Genomic DNA, 19,747 nt, shown 5'->3' with positions numbered 1-19,747 from the left:
CGTGAGACAGTTTGGTCTCTATCCTCTGCGCTCGTTGGAATGTTGAGGAGGCCTGCCCATAGTACGAGAGGACCTGGGTGGACGAACCTCTGGTATGCCGGTTGTCGCGCCAGCGGCACGGCCGGTTGGCCACGTTCGGAAGGGATAACCGCTGAAAGCATCTAAGCGGGAAGCCTGCTCCAAGATAAGCATTCCATAGGATCCCCGGATCCTTGAACCCCCCATGAAGAACACGTGGTCGATAGGCCGGACGTGGAAGCCCCGCGAGGGGTGGAGCCGACCGGTACTAACGGGGAAAGGCGAAACCCTATGCCAACATCTTCGATTGTTGGCGACCGTGCTGCGCACAATGACACGCGGACGACAGAAAGACACTGCATCGTCGCGGAACATCGGAAAACGAACATCAGGAAGCGTCCACCATCCGGTCCCCGAACCACCACATGCCGGCCAAGACATGGTCTTGGACCGTATAACAGAAGATTTGCGGCGGTCATGGCCCAGGGGAGACGCCCGGTCCCATTCCGAACCCGGAAGCTAAGGCCTGGCACGGCGATGGTACTGCACCCGACAGGGTGTGGGAGAGTAGCACACCGCCGCATTTAAACTTATTAAAGTCCGACATCAATCGATGTCGGACTTTTTTTATTCTCCTTTTCCTACGTAACGAATAACAACGGTAATTACGACACGGCGCCTTACATATGCGCGTCAGCCAATGCGCGATGCATCCGTATACCGATATTCGCGGTATACAAACAAAGACGAGGGCCTCTATGGAGCACTAGTTTCATAGAGGCCCTTTTGCGTTCGTGGCAATTCTGCCTAAGCAGCCATATGGCCCAATGCAATCGCACAGGAGAGCACAAACGCCTCACGCGGGTCGGAAGCATCCCAGCCCGTCGATTCGGCTGCACGCTTCAAACGGTACCGAATCGTATTCGGATGCACGTTTAGTTCCTTAGCTGCCGTCTCCAGTGAACCGCCATACTTCAAAAACGTCGAAACCGTCACTAGCGTTGGATCATCTGGTCCTGCTGCGGCCAAGCTGCCATACACCACGTCCACTAGTTCCTTACGCGCATCAGGATCACCAATCATCGCACGCTCGGGCAATGCATCATCATTGCGTAATGGGCGGGGTAATTGCGGCACTGCAGCAGCCAATGCTGGTGCCGCTTGCAAACAGTACAAAGCCGTACGAATGGAACGCATAGCACCATTCGCGCCATGCAGTTGAGGTCCTAACGTCAAAGCACGCGCATCGTCGAACTCCGAGGCAATCGTATTGCAAATCACCTCAGGCGTTGCTGCACCCACCGGGCGAATCAATGCCACAACCACAGTATTACCGGACTGTTTTGCCGACTTATCCACAGACTTATCCACCGTACTATCGAATGACGAACCACCCTGCTCAGCCGCAAGCGGGGAATGCAATGTATGTTCGGCAGTAATGCATACTCCACCGAAGTCAGATACGATTTTCTCGATGGTTTTACGGGTTCGTACAGAGGACCTTGCAGGATAACCAGCGATGGCATAGCAGTCGAATTCACCGGTAAATCCAAGCAAAGTAAACAACGATGTGACACGTTGATCGGAAAGTTGATGGAACAGACATTCAAACAGAACCTTGCGTATCCGGTCTGCAGCGGAAACGTCGTTGGCGTCAGCTGCGTCGGCGGCTAGAAGATCAAGAAAGTCTGAAGGCATAACCATAGTGTAAACCTTGATGCTTGAGCTACAAGTGCCTTATACGGGTTCCTATGCGCGGCTGCTGAGCATCATCGGCGTTGAAGCCGCGGCTGTAGCCAGCTCGGCACGCGACTCACGCCAGTATGTAAGCACAACAAAACCGAATACAAAGGCCACCGGAAGCATATGACGTTCGAAATTATTAGCCGGGGCAGTAATCATCACACCCATCAGCAACAGCAGTGGGATATGCGTCATCAGCGTGAGCCAGCGGCGGCGAATCACTTCGGCAGCACCGATAAGCAACGTCAGTACCACATAGAAATTGCCATGCGTAGGCCAACCAATGACTGGAATCTTGCCCCAGCTTTGGGTGAAGTGAGTGATTTGTTCACGCCAGTCATGGTTGTAGTACTTAATCCATGCGGAATTCTTCTGCACATAGTCGCTGCTGACGTAATAATCCATCGAAACATACGGCAGATCGGTCACATTGAAATAGCCGAAGCATTTGGCCAGCAGCGCATCGAGTGCAATCACCGGATTGTCTTTGATGATATCGAGCCAAGCAGTATTGAAATTCGCCATATCCTCCGGCGTGACCGTGCGCCACTTGTAGCTCACTTTTTTGGCTTGAATACCCGAGGACTTCACCGGATCGGCATCCTGCTGGAAGTATGCGTCAGCCATCTGATCCTTGTTGAACACGGGGGAGAGGTTCTTCATGGCCTCATTTGAAATGCCATCGGGGTTGCGCTGCGCCACGCGGGCGATCATCTGCAGCTGCACACCGCGGCTTTCAATCGGATCGCCGCCGATAATCATATTCGATGAGATGGCATAGGAGATGCCGCCGTGAATCAGCACTGTGGGAATGAGCAGCGCGGCAACATAGGTAGCCCAGCGGCGGCGGTCGGCGATAAGTGCCAGCACGATTTGCAAAGCGATGATATACCACGCGTATTTAGCGGAAATCAGCATCACTGCAGTAGAGACGATAAAGGCAAGGAAGCTATGGCGCGGCAATCGGATAATCGGCTGTACAGCATGGTGCTGGTTGTTCTTGCTGCGCATACGCCACTTGGCTGCTGGCCTCCAGGTCTGTGTGAGCTCGTACCAGATACCAAACCACCAGACGAATGCGAACGCGAACAACGGCGATTTGGTCAGAGAAATAGTGGCGAATACAGCCAGCGGGCACACCATGAAGAAGAGAAGAATCAGGAAACGAGCCAAGCCACCAGCCTGTTGAGGCACAGCTGAATCCGTAGCGGTGTACGCGGAAGTATCGGCGGCACTCAGCCACGGTCGGTTCAAGAATCGATGGGCGGCTGCCGCACAGCAGAATACGGCGAACAACATTTGCAGGGCGGCGAGCACCACAATGCCTGCATCATTCGAACCGGTCACATAACGGGAGAATGCAGCCGTTGCACCGTAAATCAACGTGAGCACAATATTGTGCTGGTCAGTCAAATACGTGGGGTTGGACGGCCACATATAGTGCGCGGTGGGGTAGATGTCCATCGGCACGAATGAGAAGAAGCCGATATAAGGCTGCTTCAATCCAGTCCACTGGTTCCAGGCCCAGCTGAATTCGCGTATCTGCGAACGAACGTCAGCACCAAATGCAGCAAGCAGCGTGGTGGGCACCCACAGCCAGCCAATGAAGAATACGAGCAGGAGTTTCCAGAATCGGTTCGTGCCGCGGATAATCCAACGCTGGCAGAACAGCAGCGCCTGTGCTACCGCCGTAGCGATGCGTTGAGGAGAGATATGAAAACGGGTTTTGCGCTTATTCTTACTGGTTGCAGCATCAGCTGTGCTTCCGATGTCTGTTGATGATTCAGAATTGTTGTTGTCAGCATCGTGGCGACGCTTGGTACTACCGGCGCTCGCGAAGAACTGCTGCTTTGCAGTGCGCAGCTGTTCGCTCAGCTTGGCGGGAAGCGCATGGCCGATTGCAGCGAATCTCACCAAGGCAACGATAATGCCGAAATAGATGACGAATGAGCCAATGAAGATTGCGGTATTCGCCCAGTTCCAGTGTGCGATGGTGCCGGTTTCAAAATCCCAATACAACGGGCCGACGGCAGTGCACAACGACAGCCACAAGCAAGCCAATACCGCTAGTGTCCACCGGGCGATGGTGCCAAGGCGGGCAAGTTGCGTATGAGGGCGCGAACTGATCGCGGATTTTGTAGGATTCGCGGCGGCGGCAGGCTTGGAGATGGCTGGTGACGTCATGTCAGTCAATGGTAGCCGTATACGCGAACGGCAAGGCAATCAACATGCCTTGCCGTTGCTTGAGAGGAAAAGGAGTGTGCGCGATTGTTATCAGTCGTGTGCGTTGATATAGGTGGGCTGTTCCACCGGTCCCATGCCGCCGTAACGCTTGAAGCCCCACAGGAAGACCAAGGACTTGGCGTAAGCACCCCATGCCACGCCGAAAATCAGTACAAGCACGCGAATGAACGGAATGAAGTAGGCCACGGCGAGCAGCACCACATCAATGCCGAGCAGTGCCAGCGTGCAGGGGAACGCACGCCAAGGGAACATGGCCGCCAGCTTCCACTGCGTACCCAAAGAGTTCTCGAAACGGGCTTGCATAGGGAAGAGGTATTCGGCGGTGAGTACCACAATCACCGCTGCGATGATGAGCACAATCAGTGGAATATAGGAAGCGTTGGTGTTCCATGCGCTCCAGAAGGCAAGGCCGAAGATGATGGCCGCGACAAGCACCATGATGATAATGCCGGAGATCAGGCCGTGCTTGAATTCGCGCTTGAAACGGCGCAGGTATTCGCGGGTGAGGCTGATGTCGTCATTCTCGTCGTACGCAAACATGGTGCTGTACAATGCCGCGCGAGCCGGGCCAATGGTGATGACCGGAATCAACGTCAGCAGATACAGCAGATTCAGTGCGGTGAAATGCACCAGAGTATCCATGAACCGCCAGAAGGGTGCATTGGTGTTGAACTTCATTGTTCCTCCTATTCCTCAGGTAAGTGTACAAGCACGTACTCACCGATTGCGACACGCTTATTTATAAGTATATAAATAAAAATTCTATTGGTCGAATTCCGCGATTTTCCAAGGGTTTTCAGAGGTTGATTGCGCGGTGATGAGTGGTTTTGGCCATAAGTGCGTTTGACAGAAAAAATTCTTATTTATAAACTTATAAACAAGAGACAAGAAGACAACGGGTTGCGAAATGGGTCGCACCCAGACAATGTCTTCGCTGCATTGCTTCAAAGGAGACAAGATGCAGAACGTTGCAACCGCAGACGGCGAAGTCGGGTTGGCCGCGGATAACGTCGCAGCTGCCGACGCTAAGCCAGCGCGTAACCGTCGTGATCGTCGTGCCGCCAACAAGGCGAAGAAGATGCTTCCCGGCGCTGATTACAACAAGCGCCACGGATTGAAGCTGTTCCTGCTGGTCGCACCCCTGTTGGTTATGGTGGTGCTCTTCAGCTACCTGCCGCTGTTCGGCTGGATTTACGCATTCTACGATTACCAGCCGCCGATTCCGCTCTCCGAAAGCGAGTTCGTGGGCCTGCAATGGTTCCAGCTGCTGGTGCAGAACCCGGCTCAGCTGGCCAAGATCGGTCAGGTGTTGATGAACACCTTCGCCATGTCCGGCTTGAACATCCTGACCTCGTTCTTCCCGGTGATCTTCGCCATCGCCCTGAACGAGATTCGCGCAAAGTGGTTCAAGAACCTGATTCAGACGCTCACCACGCTGCCGAACTTCATCTCCTGGGTGCTGGTTTACTCCATCGCCTTCGCGATGTTCTCCTCCTCCGGCATGATCAACGAGCTGCTGCAGAACCTGCACCTGATCACCGAGCCAATCAAGTTCCTTGATTCCGGTGATCACATCTGGCTCAAGATGCTGCTGTGGAACCTGTGGAAGGGCCTCGGCTGGGGTTCCATCATGTACCTCGCAGGCATCGCTGGCATCGATCAGGAACTGTATGAAGCCGCACAGGTGGATGGCGCCAACCGCTTCCAGCAAATCTGGCATGTGACCATCCCGCAGCTGCTACCCACCTACTTCGTGCTGCTCATGCTCTCCATCTCCAACTTCCTGAACAACGGTATGGACCAGTACTACGTGTTCCAGAACAACTTCAACCAGAAGTGGATCGAAGTGCTCGACCTGTACGTCTACAACGTCGGTCTCGGCAACTCCAGCCTGTCTCTGGGTACCGCGATCTCCATCCTGAAGTCGCTGGTCTCCGTCGCCCTGCTCTTCATCGTCAACTGGCTGTCCAAGCGCACCCGCGGCGAGGGCATCGTCTGATCGGCCAAGCAAAGTCACGCGAGATTTATTAAGGAACAATCATGGCAAAGCAGAAGTCAAGTGTCTCGCCGGCGATGCGTCGCACCACGGGTGAGAAAGTCTACAACGTATTCAACATCGTGCTGCTGTCAGTGTTCGCACTGATCTGCACCTACCCGTTCTACTACCTGATCATCAACTCGCTGTCTGATAACAATCTGTCCGCAGCGGGCGAGGTGACCTGGTGGTTCAAGGGCTTCCATCTGCAGAACTACAAGGATGTGCTGGCGCTCTCCGGCCTTGGCCGCGCGGCATGGATCTCCCTGGCCCGTACCGTGATCGGTACAGTGCTGACCGTGCTCGCCAGCGCCTACCTGGGCTTCATGTTCACGCAGAAGAAGATGTGGGCACGTTCGTTCTGGTACCGCTTCGTGGTCATCACCATGTACTTCAACGCCGGCTTGATCCCGATGTTCATCACGATGAAGAACCTCGGCCTGACCAACAACTTCTGGGTGTACATCCTGCCGGCAGTGGTGCAGCCGTTCAACATCATCCTGGTGAAGACCTACATCGAGTCGATTCCGAACTCCCTGCAGGAAGCCGCCGAAATGGATGGCGCTGGTACGCTGACGATCTTCGGCAAGATCGTGCTGCCGATGTGCACGCCGATCCTGGCCACGGTCGCCATCTTCTCCGCAGTCGGCCAGTGGAACTCCTTCCAGGACACGCTGATCTACATGACCGACGACAAGCTCTACTCCCTGCAGTACCTGCTGTACACGTACATCAACCAGGCCAGCGCCTTGGCCAACGCCGCTAAGGCGAACGCCGCGAACGTGGCCGCCCTGGCTTCCGCCGCTACCCCGACCTCGATTCGTATGACCGTCTCCGTCATCGTGGTGCTGCCGATCATGTTCGTCTACCCGTTCTTCCAGCGCTTCTTCGTCAAGGGCATGATGCTGGGTGCGGTTAAAGGCTGATTGAGACCTTCAACTACATAATCAAACTTCAACAGACAACAAAGGAAAAAGAAACAAGGAGGTTTCCGTCATGGAAATCAAGAAGAAGCTCACCTCGGTGCTGGCCGTTGGCCTGGCCGCGGCGATGACGTTCTCGCTGGCCGCTTGCGGTGGCGATACCGCAGCCGATGCCAAGGATGATGGCTCATTGGTCACTATCGACGTGTTCGACTCTCTGGCCAACCAGCAGGGCGAACAGAAGGGCTGGTTCGCCAAGATCGTTCAGGACAAGTTCAACCTGAAGCTCAACATCATTGCTCCGAACGTCTCCGGTGGCGACACCGTCTTCGATACCCGCGCAGCCTCTGGCTCCCTGGGTGATCTGATTATCACCAGCACCGGCAACGGCCGTCTGCAGAAGCTGGTCAAGGCCAACCTGGTTGCCGATATGACCCCGTACTACGGCAAGATGACCAACGTCAAGAAGTACCAGAACGCTGTCGATTCCGTGACCAAGCAGGCCGGCAAGGATGGCGTGTGGGGCATCCCGCAGGGCGTCTCCTCCTCTGATCCGTCCAGCCCGAGCGAAGGCATGGAGCCCACTTCCGCTCCGTACATCCGCTGGGAGTACTACAAGGAGCTCGGCTACCCGGAGATCAAGGATCTCGATTCCTTCCTCGACGTGCTGAAGAACATGCAGGATCTGGCCCGCAAGGAAACCGGCCAGGATGATATCTACGCCTTCTCCCTGTTCAAGGATTGGGATGGCGACGTGATGAACAACGCTTCCGCCATCGTCAACTGGCTCGGCTACCAGAACCAGGGCTCTGTGTTCGTGAGCGCTGATGGCAAGGATGTTCAGCCGGCCACCCAGGAGGGCGGCGTCTACGAGCAGGCTCTCGATTTCCTCAACAAGGCCGATCAGATGGGCCTGGTCGATCCTGAATCCACCACTCAGGATTGGGACACCATGCAGAACAAGGTGACCAACGGCAAGACCCTAGTCTCCATCTTCAGCTGGCTGGGCAAGCCGCGTATGAACTCCGATGAGAACAAGGCCAAGGGTGTGGGCTTCATGCTCGCTCCGCTGCAGTCCATGAAGGTCTACTCCACCGGCTTCACCCCGGACGGCGACGGTTCCACCATCATCGCCATTGGATCCAAGTCCAAGTACAAGGAACGCATCGCCAAGTTCATCGATTGGCTGTACTCCTCTGACGGTGTGTACGCTGCCGCTTCCAACGCCGGCGGTGCCGCTTGCCCGAAGGATCTGGGCTGCTGGACCGAGGGCGAGGATGGCAAGCCTCAGCTCACCGACTTCGGCAAGCAGGCCATGAACGGCGACCACGCCAACCTCAAGATCTCCGACAAGCTCGGCGGCGGCACTTACGACTCCGGCTTCTCCCTGCTGAACTTCAAGGCCGTGCAGCAGAACGACATCGACTCCGAGACCGGTGCTGCATTCAACCCGCAGCTGTGGGAGTCCGAGGCCGACACCTCCGCTCTGTTCCAGGATTGGTCCGAGCACATGGGCGGCGCCACCAGCGATATCGACTACCTCCAGAAGAACAACCTGCTCGCTGTGGCTCCGGGTGCCTCCTACACCACTCCGCAGGAAGAGTCCACGGTTTCCGCAACCCGTAGCTCCATCAAGACCGAGGTTGTCAACGCTTCCTGGAACGCTCTGGTGGCCAAGTCCGACTCCGAGTTCACCAAGGTGCTCAAGGACGCTCGCCAGCAGGTCAAGGATCTCGGTTACGACAGCGTGCTGAAGGTTGACCAGCAGAACGCCAAGGACTGGATCAAGGCCCGCCAGGAGGTCGTCAAGCAGTACGAAGCCTCCAAGTGATGAGGTAATCCCCTCATAACAGGCCCTCTCTCATTGCGCGGCGGCCCCGCTCCTTCCGGGCCGTCGCGCAATCTCATATCTGAAACCGAAAGCGATCATCATGCTGATTTTCCCGAAACATTCTCGCATCGTGTTCATGGGTGATTCCATTACCGATGCCGGTCGCGACCGTACTGCCATCCCGGGCGGTTGGGGCTACGGCACCGGCTATGTGAACGCTCTGCACAACCTGCTTACCGCCGTCTACCCCGATCGTGCATTGTGCACCATCAATTCCGGCATCAGCGGCGACGACATCGTGGCATTGTCCGAACGCTGGCAGCAGGATGTCATCGATTTGAAGCCGGACTATGTTTCCGTGATGGTCGGCGTCAATGATGCATGGCGGTACTTCGACGGACCGCTATGGCAGGCTCGCCTCAATACCGTGGAGGATTTCGAGCGCATTTACGATGAACTGCTCGAACGCACCAAGGAATCCCTGCCGGAGCTCAAAGGCATTATCATCATGCGTCCGTTCATGTTCGAGCCGAATCCGCAAGACCAGATGCGCGCCAAAATCGAAGAATTCGCCGCGGCATCAAAGCGTATGGCCGAAAAGCACAATGCAATCTTCGTGGACACGCAAGCGGCGGTGGACCACTGGCTCACCCAACTGCACGGTTGCCTGGCCAGCCAGGATCGCGTACACCCATACGAACGCGGCGCAATGATTATCGCCCGTTCATGGTGTCAGGCTGTTGGTTTCGATTGGAATAGGAGCACCTTCGATGATTGATTTGAACACCATTGATCGCGTGATCGCGCAAGGCCCCTACGATCCCACTTGGCAGTCCCTGTCCCACGTGCAGGTGCCGGCATGGTTTCCGGATGCCAAGTTCGGCATCTTCACCCATTGGGGGCTTTACACCGTGCCCGGATACCGCAACGAATGGTATTCGCGCAACATGTATATCGAAGGCTACCCGGAATTCGATCATCATCGCGCCGCTTTCGGGCCGCAGTCCGAATTCGGGTACAAAGACTTTATTCCGATGTTCACCGCCGAACGATTCAACGCAGACGAATGGCTCGACCTGTTCGCCAAAGCCGGCGCACGATACTACTTCCCGGTGTCCGAACATCACGACGGCTACCAGATGTACCGCAGCGAGCTCTCGCATTGGAACACGGTGGAAACCGGCCCGCATCGTGACATCATCGGCGAACTGCGCGAAGCCACCTTGCAGCATGGTCTGCATTTCGCCACCTCCAACCATCGTGCCGAACACTGGTGGTTTATGGGGCACGGCCGCGACTTCGACTCCGATGTGCAAGGTGCCGAAGCGGATGCCAAAGGCGGTTTCTACTGGCCTGCCAACCCGGAGCCGGACAATCAGGACCTGTTCTCCGTGCCGAAGCCCGACGACGAGTTCCTCGACGACTGGCTGCTGCGCGTGTGCGAGCTCATCGACAACTACCGCCCAGAGATGCTGTATTTCGACTGGTGGATTCAGCACAACGTATTCAAGCCATACATCAAACGCCTCGCCGCGTTCTATTACAACCGCGGCGTGGAATGGGGTGTGCCGGTCATCATCTGCTACAAAGACGACGGCATGGCTTGGGGCGCCGGCCTGTTCGACGTGGAACGCGGCGGCCTGTCCACCGCGACCCCATATGTATGGCAGACCGACACCGCTATTGCGCGCAATTCATGGTGCTACACGAACTCGCTCGACTACAAGAACCTCTCCGAACTCATCGTGACCCTCGTGGACACCGTGAGCAAGAATGGCAATCTGCTGCTCAATGTGGGCCCGCGCGCCGATGGTTCGATCGCTCCACGCGACCGTGAGCTGCTGGAATCCATCGGTCGCTGGATGGACACCAACGGTGAAGGCATTTACGATACGCGCCCGTGGCGGATTGCCGAAGAAGGCCCCACGCGCGCCGCCGAAGGTTCGTTCGCTGATCAGACGGCCATCGAATACACGGCCGCCGACTGGCGATTCACCGCCAAAGACGGCAACGTATACGCCTTCTGCCTCAACCCGGCCGGTGCTGCCACGCTCACCAGCGCCACATTCGCCGCTTACCATGACGGCATCCGTGCACCGTTTCATGGCATCATCACCGAAGTGGAACAACTGGGAGCCGGGCCGGTGGCGTGGGAGCGCACTAACGACGGGCTGGTCATCACCCCAGTCTCCAGCGCCGAGCGTACTGAAACCGAGTCAAGCGTACCAGTCGGATTCAAAATCACCATCGCATAGCCGTCAGCGGTCGCATTGTCGCGTACCGCAGTATTGAAGAAGGAAATACAGCATGACTGCCATTACCGAAGCCAATATCGCCACAGCGCGAGCACTTCTCGCCCAGCTTACGTTGGACGAAAAAGTCGACATGATTCACGCTGCCGGTCTCTTCCGCACCGAAGGCGTGCCGCGACTGGGCATTCCGCCGTTCAAAATGGACGACGGCCCGATGGGTCCGCGCGAGGAATTGCACAATGACAACTGGGCTCCGCTCTATAACACCCGCGATCGCGTCACCTACCTGCCCTCCGGTTCCGCAGTGGCATCTACCTGGAACCGTGAGCTGGCGCACAAGGCCGGCCAAGTGCTGGGATCTGAGGCCCGAGGCCGCGGCAAGGATGTGATTCTCGGCCCCTCTATCAACATCAAGCGCAGCCCGCTGTGCGGCCGCAACTTCGAATACATGAGCGAAGACCCTTATCTGACCGGTGAACAGGGCGTGGCCTTCGTCAAAGGTGTGCAGGAATCCGATGTGGCTGCCTGCGCCAAGCATTATGCGGCCAACAGCCAGGAAACCGATCGCTTGGAAGTCGATGAGACCATCAGCGAGCGAGCATTGCGCGAAATCTACCTGCCCGCATTCGAGGATGTGGTCAAGCGCGGTGGCGTGCTGTCCTTGATGGGCGCATACAACCTCGTCAACGGTGAGCAGTGCTGCGAATCCAAGCGTCTGCTGGACGATATTCTGCGCGACGAATGGGGCTTCCGCGGCTTCGTGGTCTCCGACTGGAGCGCCGTCAAGCGCACGGTGGCCAGCGCTCGCGTGGGCCTGGACGTGGAGATGTCCGTGACGCCGAACTTCGATGAGTATTACTTCGCGAACCCGTTGCGCAAGGCGGTGAAGGATGGCGAAGTTGACGAAGCGGATATCGATGCCAAGGTATTGCGCGTGCTTGCCGTGATGGATGCGCTGCACATGCTGCCGGCACAGGACGAGCATGGCGATGCGGTGAACGCTCCGCGATCCCGCAAGCCCGGCTCGTATGCCACGCTCGCACACGCTCAGGCTGCACTGGACGTGGCGCGCGAATCCATCGTGCTGCTGAAGAACGAGGCTGATGCCCAAGGCCATACGCTACTGCCGCTTGATGAGCATGCGATGCGCCGCGTGCTGGTCGTTGGCGCAAACGCCGACCGCATCCACTCCAGCGGTGGTGGCAGCGCTGTCATCAAGGCGCTGCACGAAGTGACCCCGATCTTGGGTCTGAACGGACAGCTCGGCGGCAACGTGGAAATCGAATACGCGCTCGGCTATGACGCCAAGCAGGTGGTGCAGGATGATTCCTGGCAGGAAGACAGCTTGGAGAACTCGGTCGGTTCCGCCACCGATGATGCCGAACGTGCCGCTCGTCTGCGTGAGGAAGCCGTATCCCTGGCTCGCGAATACGCAGCCTCCGGTGATCCGGTAATCTTCGTAGGCGGACTTGACCACGAATACGATCTTGAAGGCCGCGACCGTGAGAACCTGCAGCTGCCCTATGGCCAGGATGAGCTGATTGAAGCACTGCTCGAAGCTGATCCGAATACGATCTTGGTGTTCGTGGCCGGCTCTCCGGTGGCTATGCCGTGGGCCGATCGCGCTCGCGCCATCGTCTGGAACTGGTACAACGGATGCGAATCCGGCACCGCGCTTGCCGAAACCCTGCTTGGCCGTGTGAACCCGAGCGGTCACCTGCCCGAAACGTTCCCGATTGCTCTGGAAGACAGTCCAGCGCATTCCATCGGTACATTCGGCCCTGGCCTTCATGTGCGCTACGACGAGGATATTTTTGTGGGCTACCGCCACTATGAGACTGAGCATGCTCCAGTGCTCTTCCCGTTCGGTCATGGCTTGGGATACACCACGTTCGACTACAGCGCATGCGATGTGCGACTCGTGGATGGCGCAGTGCATGTGGCCTTCACGGTGACCAATACCGGCAAGCGAGCCGGCAAAGCCGTGCCGCAGGTGTACTTCGGTCTTGAAGGTACCGGTGAGTGCCGCCCGGTTAAGGAATTGCGTGGATTCACGAAGGTCGAACTGCAGCCGGGTGAAAGCCACCAGGTTGAACTGGCGCTCGATGCCGCTCGTGCGCTTCGCTACTGGTCCAACGAGTCGGAAGCATATGCCCTTGCATCGGCTGCCCATGTGTACATTGGCGAATCAGTGGCGGATATTCGACTGACCGGCTTCCTTGCCGCATGTAAGGCTGCGGATTCCGATCGAACTCAAGACGGCATGGCTATCACCGCCTGAAATCTCAGCAATATCAAGGCCTGCTGTGGATTGCTCAGTGCAATCTGCGGCAGGCCTTTTCATGTCTATTGCGGTATTTATGCCTCAGTTAGTACAGCACTGGCGTGTCGAAATTGGTTATTTATAGACTTATAAATAAGATAAATTTCAACACAACGTACTCGCAATGAAGGAGACGTAACAATGAAGTTCCTCAATGGTGGCTGGCTTGTCAAAGACGGCTTCGACGTCAAGTACGCGGCCAATGTGTACACGGCGAACGTCGAAGAGAAGAAGCTCACCCTGTTCTGCCCGTTCGGTGTGCCGATTCATCACCCCGGCCAGACCCTGGACGGCGGCATTCTGACCATCGAAGTCACCAGCCCGCGTGAAGATATCATCACCACCAGGCTCATCAACTTCAAGAAGGATCGCAGCCACTGCCCGAAGTTCGCGCTCAACGAATCCGACCCGAACGTCACCATTACCGAGGACGATGACAAGTGGTCCTTCACTTCCGGCAAGCTGACGCTGGAAATCTCCAAGGGCGAGACCATCGACTTCAAGTATGTTTACGACGGCAAGGTCATCGCTCACTCCGGTTGGCGTGCCAAGGGCCTCGTGACCGATCTGGAAGGCCGTCTGCACGTTTCCGAGCAGTTGGATCTCGGCGTCAGCGAGAAGATTTACGGCTTGGGCGAGCGCTTCACCAACTTCGTCAAGAACGGCCAGACTGTTGACATCTGGAACGAGGATGGCGGCACCGGCACCGAGCAGGCTTACAAGAACATTCCGTTCTACCTGTCCAACAAGGGTTACGGCCTCTACGTCGACAACCCCGGCAAGGTCAGCTTCGAAATCGGCTCCGAGAAGGTCTCCCGTGTGCAGTTCTCCGTGCCCGGCGAAGAGATGAGCTACTCGGTTATCGGTGGTAAGGACCTGAAGGGCATTCTCAACACCTACACTGATTTGACCGGCAAGCCGCCGCTGGTGCCGGACTGGAGCTACGGCCTGTGGCTCTCCACCTCCTTCACCACCGACTACGACGAAAAGACCGTGATGGAATTCGTCGACGGCATGGCCAAGCGCAATATTCCACTGTCCGTGTTCCACTTCGACTGCCGTTGGATGAAGGAACTCGAATGGTGCAACTTCGAGTGGGATGAAACCAAGTTCCCCGATCCGGAAGGCCTGCTCGCCAAGCTGCACGAACGCGGCCTGAAGGTGTGCGTGTGGATCAACAGCTACATCGGCCAGAAGTCCCCGTTGTTCGAGGAAGGCGCCAAGAAGGGCTACTTCATCAAGACCACGGACGGCGACGTTTGGCAATGGGATAAGTGGCAGGCCGGCATGGCCATCGTGGACTTCACCAACCCCGAAGCCACCAAGTGGTACCAGGACAAGCTCAAGCACCTCGTGGCTCAGGGCGTCGATTGCTTCAAGACCGACTTCGGCGAGCGTATCCCCACCGAGGGTGTGCAGTACTACGATGGTTCCGACCCCGAGCTGATGCACAACTACTACACCTACCTGTACAACAAGGCTGTGTACGACGTGCTGGTGGAAACCAAGGGCAAGGATGAGGCAATCCTGTTCGCTCGTTCCGCCACCGTGGGCGGCCAGCAGTTCCCGGTGCATTGGGGTGGCGACTGCTCCTCCAACTACCCGTCTATGGCCGAATCCCTGCGTGCCGGTCTGAGCTTTGGCATGTCCGGCTTCGGCTACTGGAGCCACGACATCGCCGGTTTCGAAGACAAGCCGACCCCGGATCTGTTCAAGCGTTGGACCCAGTTCGGTCTGCTCTCCTCTCACTCCCGCTACCACGGTTCCACCGAATACAAGGTGCCGTGGCTGTATGGTGACGAGGCTGTGGAGGTCTCCCGCGAGTTCACCGAGCTCAAGCTCAAGCTCAAGCCGTATCTGGAAGCTATGGCCAAGGAAACCCATGAGACCGGCGTGCCGATGATGCGCGCAATGGTGCTTGAGTTCCCGACCGACCCGGCCTGCGAAGACATCGATACCCAGTACATGCTGGGTGATGATTTGCTCGTGGCGCCGGTGTTCTCCGAAGATGGCACCGCTCGCTTCTACGTGCCGGATGCTGGTGGTGACCACGCTGGTGAGGCATGGGCCAACCTGCTGACCGGTAAGACCTATGAGCCGGGCCGCTGGTACACCGAACAGTACGACTACCACACCCTGCCCGTACTGGTTCGCCCCGGCTCCGATCCGCTGGCCTTCTGATCGGCGAATAACAACATGGTTCCCCTCAGCCACCGCAAGGTGACTGAGGGGAACCAATAAGACTTTGCAATAAAGGTAGAATCATGACCCTGTTCAACGTTAAGCCGGCACGGCGCATCGCCTCCGGATTCCACCCGGACCCCACCATCTGCGAAACCCCGCAGGGAACATACCTGATGGTCAACAGCTCGTTCGAATTCTTCCCAGGGCTCCCGGTTTTCGAATCCGAAGACGGCGAACACTGGCACAAGATCGGCGACGCGATGAACCGCCCCGAGCAGTTCCCGTACGAGACGATGGACAACAGCCAGGGCATTTATGCGCCCACCTTGCGCTACCACGATGGCATCTACTACCTCATCGTGACCAACGTGAACACCGGCAACATGATTCTCACCTCAACTGATCCACACGCCGGCTGGTCGGATCCCATCTGGGTGGAAGGCTGGCCCGGCATCGACCCGAGCCTGTTCTTCGACGACGATGGCACCGCCTACATCTGTGGCAACGAAGGCGGGGAGCCGGATGAGAACGGCGAACGCGAGCCAGCCGGTATCTACCTATCGAAAATCGACGTCACCACCGGAACGGTGCTGACCAAGCGTAAGCGCATCTGTGGCGGTATCACCGGTTCCAATCCGGAAGGCCCGCACATGTACAAGCGCGGCGACACCTACTATCTGATGTGGGCAGAAGGTGGCACCGAATCCGGGCATATGGAAAACATCGCGCGTTCCAACAATCCGACTGGCCCGTACGAGATGTATCCGGGCAATCCGCTGATCACCAACCGTTCCACCCATCTGACCCTGCAGGCCATCGGTCACTGCGATTGCGCGCATTTTGAAGACGATCGCACGCTGATGGTATTCCACGGCACCCGCAACAACAACGAATACCCAGCCCAAGGCTGGGTCGGCCGCGAACCGTACGCCGTCTGGTTCGATTGGAAGGATGGCTGGCCTGAGCTGGCCGATCAGTCATACGACTGCGACCTCAACGGTCACAATGATTCACTGGAATCAGATGTTGAATGGATTACTCCCGGCATCGATTCAGACAAGCAGTACATCGTATCGTCCGGTCATGCAATGGCGCCGGCTACCACCAATAACGCGACCATTACCGTGCATGCAGCCGCACAATCATTCGATCTGACCCACGGTGCACCGATGATCGGCACTCGCCAGACCGACCTGCGTTTCGAATTCGGCGCAACATTGGCGGATGCCCGAGCACTGTCCCTCGGTGAAGCAGGTGTTGCCGTATACGCCAACAGTCACCACTACCTAACCATCGCAGTGCGCGCATCCGATGCCAACGGATTGATTCGCGTCAAAGCCACGGCTCACAACGCCGGACTTGCCACCATAGTTGGTACTGTAGCTGTGCCGGCAAGCGCCAAACTGCGCTTGATTGTGCGCGGCGACGAATCAGGATATGACTTCGCCGTGGCCAACACCAGTGCATTCGCGGGCGGCGAGCAACTGCTCGGCCATGTGCCGGGCAAACTGCTGAGCTTCACCAACGCAGGCGGCTTCACCGGCATCCTGCTCGGCGTCTATGCACACGGCCAAGGCAACATCACCTTCAACAACGTGCACTACAGCGTGCAGCAGTAACACAATTCTGCCCGGCTCCCTCAAAAGGGGAGCCGGCGGCAAAAGGAGCATCGCATGACACCTTTATTCGACACGTTCCTCTTCGGCGGCGACTGGAATCCGGAACAATGGCCCGAGGAAACATGGGAACGCGATCTCGACATGCTCGAGGACGCGCACATCAATGAGGCAACCATCAATGTGTTCTCCTGGACGCTCCTACAGCCAGGCGAGGAGACCTACGATTTCACGATGCTTGACAAGATCGTGGCATTGCTGGTCAAGCATCACTTCAACATCGTGTTCGCCACAGGCACCGCCGCATTGCCTGCATGGATGGTGCGCGAACATCCTGAAATCATTCGCACTACGTTCGAAGGCCAGCGCCATGTATTCGGCGGACGCCATAACTTCTGCCCGAACTCTGCCTACTTCCGTGCGGTTGCCGGCAAACTCGCCGGCAAGATTGCCGAACGATACGCCGGTACTGAAGGCTTGAAGGCTTGGCATATCGGCAACGAATACGGCGGAGGCGGCGGCCTATGCTACTGCGAAACCTGCGCTGAAGCATTCCGCACATGGCTCAAGGCCAAGTACGGCACTCTTGAGGCGCTCAACAAAGCATGGTGCGCGAACTTCTGGAGCCACACCATTGTGGATTGGGCCGATATTGTGCCACCGGTCGGCTACGGCGACGGCATCGGATCCGACTGGGATCCGAGGAAGTGTGTAATCTCCGGGCTGCTCATCGACTATCGCCGATTCCAGAACGAATCCCAGCTGGCATGCTTTACGAACGAGCGCGACGCCGTGCGCCGGTTCGATGCCATCACGCCCATCACCACGAATCTGATGGGCACGTTCAAAGACCTCGACTACTTCACATGGGGTCCAGAAATGGACGTGATCAGCTGGGATAATTACCCGGGCATGGGCATGCCGGCAAGCCGCGTGGCCCTGAACCACGATCTGATGCGTGGCGTGGGCGGCGGCAAACCGTTCATGCTGATGGAACAGACGCCGAACCAGCAGAATTGGTTCCCGTACTGCAAGGTCAAGCGCCCCGGCGAGGTGGCCGCATTGAGCTGGCAGGCCGTGGCGCATGGCGCGGATACCGTGCAGTTCTTCCAAATGCGGCAGTCCCTGGGCGGCTGTGAACGCTTCCACGGGGCCGTGATCGCACACGATGGCACTGAGGAATCCCGCGTATTCCGTGAGACTTCGGCGCTTGGCGAAGCACTCGAGAATATCGCACCGCAGATTATGGGCTCCGAAGTGCGCGCACATGTGGCCGTCATGTTCGACTGGGAAAGCTACTGGTCGCTGGAAGGCTGCGTGGGACCCATCGCCGGCTTCTCCTACCCGGACGAAGTGCACCGCTTCTACCGTGCATTCAACCGTCGCGGACTTGCCGTGGATATCATCCCCAGCACCACGCCAGCAGCCGAACTCGCCCGTTACGCCATTGTGGCGGCACCGACGCTGATCATGGTCAAGCCCGGCGTTGCCGAAGCCGTTGAATCATATGTGCGCGATGGCGGGCGATTCATCACCGGCTACATGTCCGGCATTCACGACGAGCATGATCTGGTGATTCCGGGCGGTTACCCCGGTCCGTTCCGTGCGCTCGTCGGCGTCCGGGCTGAGGAAATTGACGCGATGGCACCGGGGGAGACGATCCCAGTGTCGTTTGGTGCGGAGGCTGCTGCAGCCGCGGGCGCAGTAGAGGCAAGCGGCGAAATCGTGGCCAGCATCATGCATCTGGAAGGCGCCCGTGCGCTCGCCACCTATGGAGGCAGCGAATTCTATGCCGGTACGCCAGCCGTTACCGTGAACACGTTTGGCAAGGGTGAGGCTTACTATGTGGGCACTCCGCTGAGCGAGCCCGGCATGGATGCGTTGGTACAGCCGATAGTGGATGCTGCAGGCTTGGCTTCGATCTCTACCCCGGATGGCGTCGAAGTTGCCGAACGATATGCGGATGATGGCCGAGTGTTTACATTCGTCATCAACCTGACCGACCGTGAACAGCAGGTTGCATTGCCGGCCCTGTCTGGTGCCGCCGATTTGCTGGCTCACGATGCCGTGCTGGAATCTGACTGCACATTGGCTCCGTATCAGGTCATTGTGACGGCACGATAACTCAAATCTCAGGCCTTGTTAAGTCGGTCACGAGGTGCCTCATTTGAAAATGAGCGCGTAATCCGGAGTGGTGCCTCACCTGTGGTGAGCGTGAAATCCTAGTCCGCGTCGGCTTGTGGGGTTTCGTCGTCTTCCGGTTCGACGCCCGCGATCCGGGCGAGCGTCTTGTTCAAGTATGCCATGTCCGGGCCCATGCGTCTGGCCAGCCGCGCGGTGCGCGGTGCCGCCAGTGCTTCGAGCCGGTCCTGGATGTCGTGGATGCGGCGGACGAGCTCGGCCGGGTTCACGGTCGCGAGCGTGTGTTCGATCTCCTCTCGCTTGTCGTCGGGTATGAAGCCGGGGCCGCCGGCGGCCCTGTCCGCCTCGTCGAACTCCTTGAGCCGCTCCCACGGGGTGCGTGGTGCGTCGTAGACGCGGCGGGGACGGCCGTCCCGGGTGCTTTCGCGCGCGACCG

At 57.6% G+C, this 19,747-nt stretch carries 12 protein-coding genes, 2 rRNA genes and 1 pseudogene; 11 read left to right on the top strand and 4 right to left on the bottom strand.

The genetic code is table 11. The features are described from left to right. Positions 1 to 309 (top strand): 23S ribosomal RNA (locus Tam1G_RS03715); the annotation flags it as partial. A gap of 176 nt (positions 310 to 485) precedes the next feature. After that, positions 486 to 602: ribosomal RNA gene (gene rrf, locus Tam1G_RS03710) — 5S ribosomal RNA — on the top strand. Positions 603 to 825: 223 nt separating this feature from the next. On the opposite strand, the gene Tam1G_RS03705 is transcribed toward rrf, so the two are convergent. The 3 genes from Tam1G_RS03705 to Tam1G_RS03695 all read right to left on the bottom strand — a co-directional run bounded on the left by Tam1G_RS03705 (position 826) and on the right by Tam1G_RS03695 (position 4,683). Continuing rightward, positions 826 to 1,722, bottom strand: a complete 897-nt coding sequence (locus Tam1G_RS03705; protein ID WP_033891614.1) for a PucR family transcriptional regulator — start codon at positions 1,720 to 1,722, stop codon at positions 826 to 828. 45 nt (positions 1,723 to 1,767) lie between these two features. Further along, entirely contained in the window at positions 1,768 to 3,945 is a 2,178-nt protein-coding gene (locus Tam1G_RS03700; RefSeq protein ID WP_033891612.1) for a DUF6020 family protein, read from the bottom strand. Between the two features lie 90 nt (positions 3,946 to 4,035). Then, a complete protein-coding gene (locus Tam1G_RS03695; RefSeq protein ID WP_101625502.1) occupies positions 4,036 to 4,683 on the bottom strand; it encodes a YesL family protein in 648 nt (215 codons plus the stop codon). A 280-nt stretch (positions 4,684 to 4,963) separates the two neighbouring features. Here Tam1G_RS03695 and Tam1G_RS03690 point away from each other — a divergent pair, with 280 nt between their 5' ends. The 9 genes from Tam1G_RS03690 (at position 4,964) to Tam1G_RS03650 (ending at position 19,293) form a co-directional block, all read left to right on the top strand. After that, positions 4,964 to 6,004 carry an ABC transporter permease gene (locus Tam1G_RS03690; RefSeq protein WP_101625501.1) on the top strand — a complete coding sequence of 347 codons (1,041 nt, stop codon included), beginning with the start codon at positions 4,964 to 4,966 and terminating at the stop codon, positions 6,002 to 6,004. Between the two features lie 41 nt (positions 6,005 to 6,045). After that, positions 6,046 to 6,966, top strand: coding sequence for a carbohydrate ABC transporter permease (locus Tam1G_RS03685; RefSeq protein WP_033891610.1), 921 nt, complete (start codon positions 6,046 to 6,048; stop codon positions 6,964 to 6,966). A 70-nt stretch (positions 6,967 to 7,036) separates the two neighbouring features. Then, positions 7,037 to 8,794 (top strand): ABC transporter substrate-binding protein, encoded by a 1,758-nt coding sequence (locus Tam1G_RS03680; protein ID WP_101625500.1) that lies wholly within the window; start codon positions 7,037 to 7,039, stop codon positions 8,792 to 8,794. 100 nt (positions 8,795 to 8,894) lie between these two features. Next, the gene (locus Tam1G_RS03675) at positions 8,895 to 9,572 is read left to right on the top strand and encodes an SGNH/GDSL hydrolase family protein (RefSeq protein WP_101625499.1); all 678 of its coding nucleotides are present in this window, start codon (positions 8,895 to 8,897) and stop codon (positions 9,570 to 9,572) included. After that, complete coding sequence (locus tag Tam1G_RS03670; protein ID WP_101625498.1) at positions 9,565 to 11,049, top strand: alpha-L-fucosidase; 1,485 nt, start codon at positions 9,565 to 9,567, stop codon at positions 11,047 to 11,049. The genes Tam1G_RS03675 and Tam1G_RS03670 overlap by 8 nt, the downstream gene beginning before the upstream one ends. A 52-nt stretch (positions 11,050 to 11,101) precedes the next feature. Further along, positions 11,102 to 13,327: a beta-glucosidase gene (locus Tam1G_RS03665; protein WP_101625497.1), complete on the top strand. Its 2,226-nt coding sequence runs from the start codon at positions 11,102 to 11,104 to the stop codon at positions 13,325 to 13,327. A 183-nt stretch (positions 13,328 to 13,510) separates the two neighbouring features. Further along, on the top strand, positions 13,511 to 15,550 hold the full coding sequence (yicI, locus tag Tam1G_RS03660) for an alpha-xylosidase (RefSeq protein WP_101625496.1): 2,040 nt from the start codon (positions 13,511 to 13,513) through the stop codon (positions 15,548 to 15,550). A gap of 83 nt (positions 15,551 to 15,633) precedes the next feature. Further along, on the top strand, positions 15,634 to 17,172 hold the full coding sequence (locus tag Tam1G_RS03655; RefSeq protein ID WP_101625495.1) for a glycoside hydrolase family 43 protein: 1,539 nt from the start codon (positions 15,634 to 15,636) through the stop codon (positions 17,170 to 17,172). A 54-nt stretch (positions 17,173 to 17,226) separates the two neighbouring features. Then, positions 17,227 to 19,293: a beta-galactosidase gene (locus Tam1G_RS03650; RefSeq protein WP_101625494.1), complete on the top strand. Its 2,067-nt coding sequence runs from the start codon at positions 17,227 to 17,229 to the stop codon at positions 19,291 to 19,293. Positions 19,294 to 19,391: 98 nt separating this feature from the next. On the opposite strand, the pseudogene Tam1G_RS03645 reads toward Tam1G_RS03650, so the two are convergent. Then, positions 19,392 to 19,747, bottom strand: a pseudogene (locus Tam1G_RS03645) (integrase catalytic domain-containing protein); the annotation flags it as partial.

The organism is Bifidobacterium imperatoris, from assembly GCF_002860405.1.
Classification (GTDB): domain Bacteria; phylum Actinomycetota; class Actinomycetes; order Actinomycetales; family Bifidobacteriaceae; genus Bifidobacterium; species Bifidobacterium imperatoris.
Note: the sequence above shows the minus strand (reverse complement) of the source record. Positions and strands in the feature narration are given on the sequence as shown.